This window comes from Bifidobacterium sp. B4079, assembly GCF_026537385.1.
Lineage (GTDB): Bacteria > Actinomycetota > Actinomycetes > Actinomycetales > Bifidobacteriaceae > Bombiscardovia > Bombiscardovia asteroides_I.
In genome coordinates, this window is the sequence record NZ_JAFNMH010000002.1 from 97,539 (window position 1) to 109,930 (window position 12,392).

General features: G+C 61.8%; 9 protein-coding genes, 1 other RNA gene and 1 pseudogene. 9 read left to right on the plus strand and 2 right to left on the minus strand.

Going from position 1 to position 12,392, the window contains the following annotated elements; all coding sequences use genetic code 11:
* Positions 1–148 precede the first annotated feature (148 nt).
* From ffs to J3T95_RS05055, 5 genes and pseudogenes are all read left to right on the plus strand, one after another.
* Positions 149–239: signal recognition particle sRNA small type (ffs, locus tag J3T95_RS05035), an RNA gene on the plus strand.
* A 98-nt stretch (positions 240–337) separates the two neighbouring features.
* A complete protein-coding gene (locus J3T95_RS05040) occupies positions 338–1,357 on the plus strand; it encodes a phosphatase PAP2 family protein (RefSeq protein ID WP_267450659.1) in 1,020 nt (339 codons plus the stop codon).
* Between the two features lie 148 nt (positions 1,358–1,505).
* A complete protein-coding gene (topA, locus tag J3T95_RS05045) occupies positions 1,506–4,382 on the plus strand; it encodes a type I DNA topoisomerase (protein ID WP_267450660.1) in 2,877 nt (958 codons plus the stop codon).
* Positions 4,379–5,032: pseudogene (tmk, locus tag J3T95_RS05050) on the plus strand (dTMP kinase); the annotation flags it as partial. The gene topA and the pseudogene tmk, both read left to right, overlap by 4 nt.
* Before the next feature lie 302 nt (positions 5,033–5,334).
* Positions 5,335–6,495, plus strand: a complete 1,161-nt coding sequence (locus J3T95_RS05055) for a DNA polymerase III subunit delta' (RefSeq protein WP_267450661.1) — start codon at positions 5,335–5,337, stop codon at positions 6,493–6,495.
* Between the two features lie 18 nt (positions 6,496–6,513).
* On the opposite strand, the gene J3T95_RS05060 is transcribed toward J3T95_RS05055, so the two are convergent.
* Positions 6,514–7,572 carry a LacI family DNA-binding transcriptional regulator gene (locus J3T95_RS05060; RefSeq protein WP_267450662.1) on the minus strand — a complete coding sequence of 353 codons (1,059 nt, stop codon included), beginning with the start codon at positions 7,570–7,572 and terminating at the stop codon, positions 6,514–6,516.
* Between the two features lie 51 nt (positions 7,573–7,623).
* Positions 7,624–7,890 (minus strand): HPr family phosphocarrier protein, encoded by a 267-nt coding sequence (locus J3T95_RS05065; RefSeq protein WP_220236432.1) that lies wholly within the window; start codon positions 7,888–7,890, stop codon positions 7,624–7,626.
* Positions 7,891–8,123: 233 nt separating this feature from the next.
* On the opposite strand from J3T95_RS05065, the gene ptsP reads away from it, so the two are divergent.
* The 4 genes from ptsP (at position 8,124) to J3T95_RS05085 (ending at position 12,275) form a co-directional block, all read left to right on the plus strand.
* Positions 8,124–9,773, plus strand: a complete 1,650-nt coding sequence (ptsP, locus tag J3T95_RS05070) for a phosphoenolpyruvate--protein phosphotransferase (RefSeq protein ID WP_267450663.1) — start codon at positions 8,124–8,126, stop codon at positions 9,771–9,773.
* Between the two features lie 77 nt (positions 9,774–9,850).
* Positions 9,851–10,297, plus strand: a complete 447-nt coding sequence (locus tag J3T95_RS05075; protein ID WP_267450664.1) for a PTS sugar transporter subunit IIA — start codon at positions 9,851–9,853, stop codon at positions 10,295–10,297.
* A 79-nt stretch (positions 10,298–10,376) separates the two neighbouring features.
* On the plus strand, positions 10,377–10,649 hold the full coding sequence (locus J3T95_RS05080) for a PTS sugar transporter subunit IIB (protein WP_024626949.1): 273 nt from the start codon (positions 10,377–10,379) through the stop codon (positions 10,647–10,649).
* A gap of 87 nt (positions 10,650–10,736) precedes the next feature.
* Complete coding sequence (locus J3T95_RS05085; protein ID WP_220236429.1) at positions 10,737–12,275, plus strand: PTS ascorbate transporter subunit IIC; 1,539 nt, start codon at positions 10,737–10,739, stop codon at positions 12,273–12,275.
* Positions 12,276–12,392 lie beyond the last annotated feature (117 nt).

Consider the following 12,392-nt stretch of genomic DNA (forward strand, 5'->3'; position numbering starts at 1 on the left):
TGGAGTACGGCGATCCTGTTGCCTACATGCTAGCGGACAGGTCTGGTCAGGGAAGCAACGGGCGGCAATATCGACCGAATACGCACCTGGCATGGATGGATCAGTGCTTTCCAGTGGACAAGTGCAGCATGTCTGCTATGATAGTGACTTGCTCTCACGTGGCGTTATGTCACCCAATCCCCCCAGGGCAGGAATGCAGCAAGGGTAAGTGGCCTCTGGCGGGTGCGTGGGAGTTTTCCATATTTGCCCTGACCAGGCTGGATGGAGTCGTGAAAACAATGCGTTTGTCGGACAGGGTGTCGGCTGTCGACCCAGGGGTTGGATAGAGTCTTGAGGTATGACCAACAAGCGCGAGCAGGGCGAAGCACAGCAGACCTGGTACCGGGACCCGAATGAGCAGACCGAGGAGGACGACAGTCACGTTGACCGTGATCCTTTGACGTTCCGACCCCGGATTTCATCCCTGGTTCTGTGCCTGGTCGCCGGCCTGGCCTGTCTGGGTCTGGCTGCTTTGGTCTGGTGGGCGGCTGTCTGGACTGTTCCCGGGCAGACCTATGACGATATGGCCCTGACCAACTTCCGCGGTTTCCTTGACCAGGCGCCCCTGGTCAAGGCTTACTTGGGGCTGTTCACCATCCCTTATGTGACTGTGGTGATCTGCATGGTGCTGGGTCTTACAGCCCTGGCGGTCGTTCTGGCGCGCCGCCGGTGGTGGCTGCTCGGCCAGGTTGCCGTATATGCTCTGGTGGTCTTCGGGGTGGCCCGCATTCTCAAACGCTTCCTGCCTCGCCCCGTGCTTATCCATGCCCAGGCCTCCGCATCCAACTCAACTCCATCCGGGCATACCGTCCTGGCTCTGGCGGTGGTCCTGGCCCTGCTCTGTGTGGTGCCGCGCGTTTGGAGGGCCCCGGTCGCCTTGGTGGGGTTCGCCTTTGACCTGTCCGTGGGCTGCTCGCTGGTGCAGGGTGGCTGGCATCGCCCCTCGGACGTGATCATGGGCATTCTTATTCCGGCCGGCCTCTGTCTTATTGCTCTGGCTGCTACTCGGGGAACCGGGATGGATGTTCCTGGGACCAGGATGTCATCGGCTTCGATTCAGATTGTCTCCACCCTGATGCTGGCTGCGGGGTTCCTAGGGATTCTCTACGCTTGCTATGTCATCTGGCAGGTCAGCCCTGGACTGGAGATCGGAGCCCGGTGGACGGCCTACGGGGTCCATTGCTCGGCCGTCATAATGATGGCATCCGTTCTGTCACTGACCCTGGGACTGGTTCTGGCGATGAGGCAGATCACCGCCTCGCCTCTGACAAGGATGGGCCTTGTCGGTCGGCCTCCGGCTCCGCCCCAGAACGACTGAGGTCGTTCTCTGGGCGTACTGAACGTCTCTGATTCATCCACCATCGGACTCAGGGATCCACACCCGTGCACATGACCTCTTGATTTGCATGGTGACGGAACCGCGTGAGTAAGATGGCGTGCGAAAGACCACAATATAAGGAGAGGCCATGGCATCCGGCAATAAGCTCGTCATTGTTGAGTCGCCAACCAAGGCAAAGAAGATCGGCGGGTACCTGGGCAAGGGCTACACGGTCATGGCTTCAGTGGGCCATATCCGCGACCTGGCCCAGCCATCGCAGATCCCGGCCTCCCAGAAGAAGGCCTACGGCAAGTTCGGCGTAGACGTGGACGATGGCTTCAAGCCCTATTACATCGTGGACGATAAGAAGAAACACACGGTGTCCGAGCTCAAGAAGGCGCTGAAGAACGCCGACGAGCTCTATCTGGCCACTGATGAGGATCGGGAAGGGGAGGCCATCGCCTGGCACTTGGTCCAGACCCTCAAACCCAAGGTGCCGGTAAAGCGCATGGTCTTTCATGAGATCACCCCAGAGGCCATCAAGAATTCGCTCAAGCACACCAGGGACGTGGATGCCCACATGGTTGATGCCCAGGAGACCCGTAGGGTCCTGGATCGGCTCTATGGCTACGAGCTCTCACCGGTGCTCTGGCGCAAGGTAGGTCCGGGGCTGAGCGCCGGGCGTGTTCAGTCTGTGGCGACTCGGCTGATCGTGGAGCGTGAGCGTGAGCGTATGGCCTTCGTCAAGGCCTCCTACTGGGATCTGTTGGCGCGTTTGGTGCAGAAGGATGTCGGGGAATCGGCGCCGTCGAGTGGTTTTCAGGCACGAATGATCGGTCTGGGGGAGCAGCGGCTGGCGGTCTCCAAGGACTTCACATCCAAGGGTCAGCTGACGGAAACGGCCACCAAGGAGCAAGTCCTGCAGCTGGACGAGCAGCATGCCCGGAACCTTGCTGAGGCGCTGAAGGAGCAGGACTTCACAGTGACGGGTATGGAGACCAAGCCATATCGGCGGCGTCCTCAGCCCCCCTTCACTACATCTACCCTGCAGCAGACGGCTGGCAACCGGCTGGGCATGAGTTCACGGGCCACCATGCGCGCTGCCCAGGGGCTCTATGAGAACGGGTTCATCACTTACATGCGTACGGATTCGGTCACCCTCTCCCAGGAGGCCATTGCCGCTGCCCGCAAGGGGGTCGAGCGTGAGTACGGCGCCGAATACCTTTCGGCTGAGTCCAAGCAGTATGTAACCAAGACCGCCGGCGCCCAGGAGGCCCACGAGTGCATCCGGCCCGCCGGTTCCACCTTTCACAGGCCTCAGGATCTGGCCGACCGTCTGGCTCCTGACCAGCTCAAGCTCTACACCCTGATCTGGCGGCGCACCCTGGCTTCGCAGATGGCCGACGCCACCGGGTCTACAGCCACCATCCGCCTGTCGGCGCAGGCGGGCAAAGAGGGTACGGCCCTCTTCCAGGCTTCAGGCACCGTCATCAAGTTCCCCGGCTTCCTCAAGGCCATGAGTGCAGGCTCTGAGCAGACCGATGAGGGTTCATCCCTGCCTCCGGTCCAGCAGGGGGACGTGCTTCGTGCCGTCTCCGTCGATCCCGAGGGCCATGAGACCCAGCCGCCGGCCCGTTACACTGAGGCATCTCTGGTCAAGACCCTAGAGGCCAAGGAAATAGGCAGGCCCTCCACCTATGCCAGCATCATCTCGACCATCATCGATCGTGGATATGTCTATGAGCGCGGCCGTGCACTGATTCCCTCCTGGCTGGCATTTTCGGTAATCAGATTGTTGGAGACCAATTTCCCCAGGTATGTGGATTACCAATTCACGGCGCAGATGGAGAACGGCCTGGATATGATTGCCCATGGCAAGGAGCGGGGCAAGGACTGGCTGACACGGTTCTACTTCGGCTCAGGCCCGGGTGCCGCCCAAAACGCTGATCAGGCTCATCAGGGCTTGCAGGAGCAGGTGGCCCAACTAGGAGACATAGACGCCCGCAAGATCAACACCATCGAGATTGGCGATGGCCTGCAGGTGAGGGTTGGCCGCTATGGTCCCTATCTTGAGGATACGGCCGACCTGGATGCCGACGGCAACCCCAAGCGGGCCTCGTTGCCGCCCACCATGGCTCCGGACGAGCTGACCGTGGCGGCGGGCCATGAACTGATTGCCGCCAATGCCGGCGGTCCCCGTCAGCTGGGCAAGGATCCGCAGACCGGCGGTCGGGTTGAGGTGCGTAAGGGTAGATTCGGCCCCTATGTGGCTCTGATCAGCCCCGAGGAGGAAGCGGCCGAGCAGAAAAAGCCGACCGGCAAGACTGCACGGACAGCCAAGCAGGCCGGTCCCAAGCCCAAGATGGCCTCGCTCTTCAAAACCATGGATCCAGACACGGTCACCTTGGAGGATGCTTTGAAACTGCTCAGCCTGCCTAGGACGGTGGGCGGCATCGAGCTGACCGATGCCAAGACGGGAGAAACCGACCAGGCCACCGTCACGGCCAGCAACGGCCGTTATGGCCCCTATTTGACGGCCACTAAGACTGACGGCGGCACCGAGACGCGTTCGCTGACCGACGAGGGGCAGATTTTCACCATCGATCAGGCCGGGGCCAAGGCCCTCTTCGACCAGCCCAAGTACGGACGGCGTTCCCGGAGCGCGGCCAAGCCCCCTCTTCGTGAGCTGGGTACGGACCCGGACAGCGGCAAACCCGTCACCATCAAGGACGGGTTCTACGGTGTCTACATCACCGACGGGCAGACCAACAGGACCCTGCCCAAGCAGTACACGGCCCAGTCCATCGAGCCGGAGGTGGCCTTCCGCCTGCTGGCAGAGAAGCGCGCGGCCGGGCCTGTCAAGCGACGCGGCCGGACCGCCCGCAAGTCGACTGCGCGAAAGTCCGCCGCCCGCAAGTCGGCGTCCAGCAAATCTACAGCTGGCAAGTCGGTCACTCGCGCCCGTAAAACCACAAAGAAGGCCAAAACCGCCAAGACTTCCAAGAGTATGGAGCATAAGGCATGAGCGATGGTTTGTTCATTTCCTTCGAGGGCGTGGATGGTGCAGGCAAAACCACCCAGGTTCAACGAGCACATAACTATCTGCAGGAGTGCGGCCTGCGATCCCTGGTTACCCGCGAGCCAGGCGGCACCCCTGTCGGATTGACCATTCGGGAACTCGTCCTCCACGGCTTGGCCGCTTTTCCCTCGGTCGCCGTGACCGGAGGTACCGACGTGGTTGACGCCTCCGACGATCTGGCCCCCAGGACCGAGGCTCTGCTCTATGCGGCGGATCGGGCTGAGCATGTGGCCCAGGTGGTGCGTCCGGCTCTGGATCGCGGAGACATTGTGCTCTGCGACCGTTACCTGGATTCCTCAGTGGCCTATCAGGCCGGAGGCCGTGATCTGTCGGTGGGTGTGATTCGTCGGCTGAGTCTGTGGGCCAGTCAGGGCCTTCTGCCCAGGCGCACCTACCTGCTGGACGCGGATCCGTCTCAGTCCAAGTCGCGTCTGGACCATGAGCCCGATCGGCTGGAGTCGGCTGGCGACGACTTTCAGCAGCATGTGCGTCAGGCATTCCTGCAGCTGGCCCAGAGGGAGCCCGACCGGTTCCTGGTTATCGACGCCACCCAATCCATCGACCAGGTCTGGCAGATCATCCAGGACGATTTGGACAAGTTGGTCGAAGGGCGCGAGCCAGATCTGCCGCAGGTCGATGATGAGAATGACGACACTGATGCTCAGGACGATGCCGACGAGGATGAATCGACGGCGGGGTATGAGGATGATGAGCAGGGTGCCGAGTCGGACTGGACCGAGGCTGCGGATACGTCCGCTCAGGCACCGGAGGCTGATGCTGACCAGGATGACCAGCCCATGGAGGCAGGGACAGTCGGCGGTGACGCTGACGATAATTCGGTTCCTGCAGGTTCTCGCGCTCGCTGGTTGCTCCGGTCCCGGCTCCTGCGGAAGACCCGATGAGCGTCTGGGACGCCATTGTGGGCCAGCAGCCCACGGTCGAGCTGCTCAAGCGGACGGTGGCCGCTCAGGCGCGGGGTCATGACGAGGTGGCCCAGTCCTGGTTGATCTGCGGCCCTCCTGGATCAGGGCGATCCAATCTGGCCCGGGCTTTTGCGGCAGCCCTGATCAGTCCGGATCAGGGACTGAGCGACCAGCCTACTCGCGTCACTCAGCAGGTTCTGGCCGGAACCCATCCGGATGTGTCCATACTGTCCACCAACAAGGTCACCATCGGCATCAACGAGGTCAGGGAGCTGATCATGACCTCGGAGCAGATGCCCTCAACTTCGCGCTGGCGGGTCATCATCATCGAAGACGTGGATCGGATGCTGGAGCGGACCACCAATGTGCTGCTCAAGGAGATCGAGGAGCCAGCCGAGCATACGATTTGGCTTCTGTGCGCACCCAGCGCCCAGGATGTGCTGCCCACCATCCGCTCACGGACCAGGGTGCTCAACTTGGCGGTGCCATCCAACACCGCAGTGGTTGATTTCCTGACTGACCAGGTGGGGGTGGACCAGCCCCTGGCTGCTAAGGCCGCCCGTCTGGCCCAGGGGCACATCGGCATCGCTCGCCTCTACGCCACAAGGGATCAGGTTCTGGCCGACCGTGATGAGCTGGTCGTGGGCCTGCTGGGCCTTAGACGCGCTTCGGATGCTGTGGTCCTGGCTGGCCGGGTGGTGGATGCGGCCCGCGATCAGGCCACTGCCACCGTGGACGATGAGGTGGCCAGGAACGAGCGGGAGTTTCGGCAGATAAACGGTCTTAGGGATAAGGAACGCATTCCCCGGCAGCTTCGTGGGGCCTATCATGCCTTGGGCGGCAAGGATCAGGTCCGTCGGCGGGTCACCAGACTGACCCGGGATGTGCTGGACCGCAACCTGAGCACCTTGGCCAGCGTTTACCGGGATGTGGGCGTCCTGCAAAACGGCGCCGAGGAGAAGGCGGGCCTGGTCAATTTGGAGAATCGGGCGGCAATTGCCGATCTGTCTGTCAGGCTCTCCAGGCAGGGGGCCATCGACCGCATTCAGCTGATCGCCCGGGCTCGCAGGAGGCTGGCTGCCAACGGTTCGCCGATCCTGGTCTTCGAGGCCCTCTTCTGCACCCTGCTGGTCTGAGCACAGGCTTAAGGGGCATCAGGCGAAAGTGCCCGGCGAGGTCATGTCGCTGCTGCCGATTCTTGGCGACCAGGTCGATTCCCTGCACTCCAGCGCTGGCGGCAGAGCCACATGGGAGGGCAGAATGGACTGTCCCTTGGTATCGACCAGCCGCAGCGCCTCTTGGACGATGCCTTTCAAAGGAGTCTTGACTGCGGTCAAGGTCGGACTGCTGATCAGACAGGCTGGGCTGTCCACGAAGGCGGCCACCTTGACTTGGTCGGGAACCTGGAAGCCCAGTTGGCCACAGGCCATCAGAGCGCCCAGGGCCAGCGAGTCGTCCCCGCAGATGATGGCATCGGGACGGTCGTTTCCTTCAGCGAGCATGGTCATGACGGCATCGTGGCCGCGGCGCATGCTGCAGGGTCCAAACTGGATCCAGTCCGGCTGAGGTGTCATGCCTAGGGTGTTGGTCAGGGTGGAGAAGGTCGTGAAGAGCTCAGTGGCCTCACTGGTGTTCAGTTCGCGGCTTAGGTAGGCCACCGAATGCGCGTTCTGCTCGGCCAGGTGGGCAATGATCAGCCGCATGGAGGCCGCCTGGTCCATGCCGACCCAGCTGGTGTGGTAGGAAAGCGGTCTGCCGCCGACCTGGACGATGGGCAGCCCGGACGGCAGGTCTACGGGCATGCCGACCGGATCGTCGTCCGGCGAAGGAACGATGATAATTCCTTCGACTTGCCGGGCCGCCATGGACCTGATGGCCGCCTCTCGCTCCTGATCGCCCCTGACGGATATGACCAGCAAGTAGCGGCTCTGTTCGGTCAGCCTCCTGCTGAGCAAATCCAGGATGGACCCGTCTATGCCTGTGGAGGTGCCGCATAGGATCAGCCCTATGGTCCTGCTGCGGTCCGAGCGGAGGGTGCTGGCAGCGAAGTTGGCCGAGTAATTGAGCTTTTCGGCTGCAGCTCTGACCCTGCGGCTGATGTCGTCGTTCTTGTGTCTATGGCCTGAAAGGACGCGGGACACAGTCGCCGTCGAAACTCCGGCCAGGGCTGCGACGTTGGCAATGGAAGGTTTATTGTCCGCCGTGTGTCCCATCGTTTCCCTCGAAGGCCCTTTCCTTTGATGCCGGCTGCACTTGGCGGCGGGTTACTCAGCCCGGGTCAGCCTGGCGACCAGGGAGTCGGCTACGGACTCGGCCTCATCGCCTTCGACAGTCACGGTGACCTTGTCGCCCTTAGCGATGCCCAGGCTCATGACCATCAGAATGCTGCTGGCGTCTACGGGATTGCCTTCGTCCTTGGCTATGGTGACTTTGCAACCGCTGGATGCGGCGGCCTGCGAGAATTCTGAAGCGGGCCTGGCATGAATGCCGACCGGGTCGGTGATGATGGTAGAACGTTGCGCTGTTGCCATGATGACCAGCTTTCCTGAATATATGGTCGGTCTTGTTGAACCGGTATGTCGAGTTGTGAGTACGCTGGTCATCTTACCACTGCAAAAGAAGAATTACAGAAAACGATTACCGTTGAAAAACAAATGAATTTGTGTATACTGAACATCGTTGCTTGAAGAACGTTTCCACCGCCGTTGCGGAGTTGGCCCCAGGGGCGGCTCACGAGCAGTGGGCAGGCACTAAGGAGTGCGACATGGAGATCCAAGGCGTAGGCATTGGCCGCGGCGTTGCCGTTGGCCCGGTCATTCATATGGCGGCCGGACTGGATGTGCCCGGCGATGAGGCGAGGCCTGAGAATCTGATGGCGGATGCTGAATTCGGCAGGGTCGAATCCGCTCTGACCTCGGTCAACAAGGACCTGCTTGCGCGTGCCAAGGCCGCCCAGGATGGGCAGGGGGCCAAGGATGCTGCACCGATTCTGACCGCCTTGGCCCAAATGGCCCAGGACCCGGCCCTGAAGACCTCGATCCGATCCCTGCTGGAGGGTGGCAAAACCGCCGAACGGTCCGTTTATGAGGCTTTTGCCGACTTCGAAGAAAAGCTCCAGGCCATCGGCGGCTACATGGGGGAGCGTGCCAACGATCTGCATGATGTAGGCCAGCGTGTTATCGCCCATCTGCTCGGCGTCCCGGCGCCGGGCGTGCCAGAAAGCGACAAGCCATTCGTCCTGGTCGCCCCTGATCTGTCTCCGGCCGACACTTCCAGCTTGGACATGACCAAGGTTCTGGCCATTGTCACCATTGAGGGCGGTCCGACCAGCCATACCGCCATTCTGGCCCGGTCCCGAGGGATTGTCGCCGTCGTAGGCGCTCAGGACGCAGCTGGGCTGTGCGACGGGCAGACAGTCATTGTCGATGCCGCTGCCGGCAAGGTGACAGCCGATCCTACCAATGAACAGATTGAGAAAGCTGAGCAGGCCCGCCGCGATGCGGATCAGGCCAAGGCTTTGCGGGGTCGCCCGGGCCAGCTCAAGGATGGAACCAGAATCCCTCTCCTGGCCAATGTCGGCAAGCCTGCGGATGCCGATCCAGCCCTGGAGTATGGAGCTGAGGGGGTTGGGCTCTTCCGTTCGGAGTTCCTCTTCCTTGGCAACGAGCAGGCGCCCGGTGTCGAGGAGCAGGCTAAGGCCTACCGTGCTCTTCTTGAACGCTTCCCTGGCCGCAAGGTGGTCATCCGTCTGCTGGATGCCGGCGCTGACAAGCCTTTGCCCTTCCTGACCCAGGCCGACGAGCCAAATCCGGCCCTGGGACTGCGTGGCCTGCGCACGCTCAAGGTCCACAGCCAGGTCCTGGAGGATCAGCTGGAGGCCCTGGCCCGGGCTGATGCCGAGACTGATGCAGATCTGTGGGTCATGGCGCCCATGGTTGCTGATGAGCACGAGGCCGATTATTTCGTCCGTCTGGGCAAGAGCAAGGGGCTCAAGCGCGTGGGCGTCATGGCTGAGGTTCCTTCAATCGCCCTGATGGCCGACAAGGTAGCCAAGGTGGCCGACTTCGTCAGCATCGGCACCAACGATCTGACCCAGTACACGCTGGCCGCCGACCGCACGCTGGGCTCGGTCGCCTCCTATCAGACCGCCTGGCACCCTGCCGTCCTCAGGGCCATCAAGCTCATCGCTGATGCCGGTCAAGCCAATGACATGCCTGTCGGAGTTTGCGGCGAGGCTGCTGCGGATCCGGACCTGGCCGTGGTTTTGGCCGGAATCGGCGTGACCAGCCTGTCCATGACTCCGGTCGCCCTGGATGATGTCCGCGCCGAACTGGCCAAGCACACCATGGATGAGGCCAAGGCGCTCGCCGCCAAGGCTCTGGACGGAGAGTTCTATCATCCCCAGGGGTGGTGAGCAGCCGACCGGATTTGTGCAAATCCATCGGATCCGGTGCAGTCGATCAAGTCAAACAGCACGAGCAAGGAGCAGACATGACAGATTTCCAAGCCTTCCTTCCCGATACATCCTTCGCCTTGGATGTGCCGGCGACTGATTGGCGGGATGCCATTCGCAAGGCGGGCGACAGACTGGTGGCCTCCGGGTTCGCCACCGATGCCTACACGGACCAGATGATCGAGACTGTTGAGAAGATGGGTCCCTACATCGTCATCGCCCCCGGTTTGGCTCTGGCTCATTCCCGGCCCAGCGAGGCGGTCCTGGGAACCGGCCTGAGCTGGGTAAGGCTGTCCACGCCTGTCGAGTTCGGCAACAAGGCCAACGATCCGGTCTCCCTGGTGATTGGTCTGGCCGGACGGGATGAGCAGGAGCACCTGCAAGTGATGTCCGCCATCGCCGGTGCTCTGACCGACGCGAAGAAGACCGAGCAGCTGGCCAAGGCCGGCACCCCTGACGAGGTCCGCGCCATTCTTGGATCGTGAGCAGGACCCGCTTTTGCGGATCCCAGCATGGCAAATGCAAGAAGCAGTAAGAAGTAAACAAGGAACAAAGGAGCAACTCATGGATATTCTCTGCGTATGCGGCAACGGAATCGGCACTTCGGTTCTGCTCAAGGTCAACGTGGAGCAGGTGGCATCGGAGCTGGGCATGGATGTGACTGTGACCACCTCCGACGCTGGCAGCGCCAAGGGCACGGCCAACATGAACGACCTGGTGCTGACGTCGCCTCAGCTGGCGCCCGAGCTGGAGGGGACCACGACCCCAGTCGAGACCGTCCAGAATTTCATGGACAAGGACGAAATCAAGGGCATCCTGGAGCAGTACGCCGACTGATGAGTCCGGCGGACATTCATCATCGCCAGGCCGATGGAATACCCGCTCTTTAACTTGACAACAAGAGAGAAATAGTAAGGACAAACAATGAATGTCTTCCTTGCGGTGCTGAACTTCATCAGCCAGGAGATTCTGAATGTGCCCGCCTATCTGATTGGCATCGTGGCAGCCATCGGCCTGATCGCCCTGAAACGGAGTGCGGGCCAGGTCATTTCGGGTGCCCTCAAGGCGGCCATGGGCTATCTGATTCTGGGCGCCGGCGCCACTGTCGTGACCAACGCCCTGGGTCCCTTCGGCAAGCTGGTCTTCAAAGCTACCGGGGCCCACGGGGTCGTACCCACCAACGAGGTGATCGTGGCCCAGGCCTCCAGCCAGTTCGGCGCAGCCTCCGCCTACATCATCGTGCTCAGCTTCATCGTCATGATCCTGCTGGCCCGGTTCACCCCCCTCAAGTACGTCTTCTTGACCGGCCACCATATGGTCTTCATGTCCACCCTGCTGGCTCTGGTCCTTTCGATCGGGTTCGGCAAGGGCAACAACCTGCTTATCGTGCTGATCGGCGCCCTGCTCATGGGCGTGATCATGGTGGCCATGCCCGCTTTCGCCCAGCCTTACATGAACCGGGTGACCGGCAGCGACAAGCTGTCCATCGGCCACTTCAACACCTTGGGCTACGTGGTCTCGGGCGCGGTTGGCAGCGCTGTGGGCAAGAAGTCGCGTTCCACCGAGGACATCGACTTCCCCAAGGGGCTGAGCTTCCTGCGTGATTCCATGGTCTCCACCACCCTGCTCATGGTCATCCTCTATTTGGTCTTCGCCATCTGGACCGCCTTGGTGGTGCCTGCCAAAGCGGCTTTCGCCGTCTTCCCCTCTCATCCGGCCAACTGGGGAGCCTTCTTCATGGCCGCCTTCGCCCAGGCCCTGCAGTTCGGCATCGGCGTGAGCATCATCCTGTACGGTGTCCGTATCATCCTGGGTGAGCTGGTGCCCGCCTTCCAGGGCATCGCCAACAAGGTGGTTCCTGGCGCCCGTCCTGCCCTGGATATCCCCATCGTCTTCCCCTATGGTGCCAATGCATCCCTGATTGGCTTCCTGGCCTCCTTCGCCGGCGGTCTGGTGGCTCTGGTCATCATAGCCGTCTGGCTCGGGCCCGTCTGGGGTCTGGCCCTGATCCTGCCGGGCATGGTGCCCCACTTCTTCGATGGCGGCGGCGCCGGCGTCTTCGGCAACGCAACCGGCGGCCGCATCGGGGCTGTGGTCGGCGGCTTCATCAACGGTCTGCTGATCACCTTCCTGCCGGCCATCCTGATGACGGTTCTGGGCAGCTTCGGCCTGTCCAACGCCACCTTCGGGGATGCTGATTTTGCCTGGTATGGCACTGTGGTCGGCAAGCTGTCCCAGCTGGGCATTCCCGTTGGGGCCGTGGTCCTGGTGATTCTGGCGGTGGTGATCTTCGCCCTGGCCTGTGTCTGGCAGGTCAAGGTGGTCAACACTGGATGGATGCCTGCTGCCAAGCATGCTGAGTTCATCGCCAGTGTCGAGGCTGAAGAGAAGGAGGCCAAGGCTCAGGCTCGCGCAGCCGCCAAGGCCGCTCGTGCACAGGCCAAGGCCGCAAAGGCCGAATAGGCATGCTCAAGTTCGCCGCATAAGCGCCAGGAGAAAGGTCTTGCTGATTCCCTTCTCCAGTCCAATTTAGAGCCGCCCGGATCATTTCCATGCGGAAGGATCCAGGCGGCCCTTGCA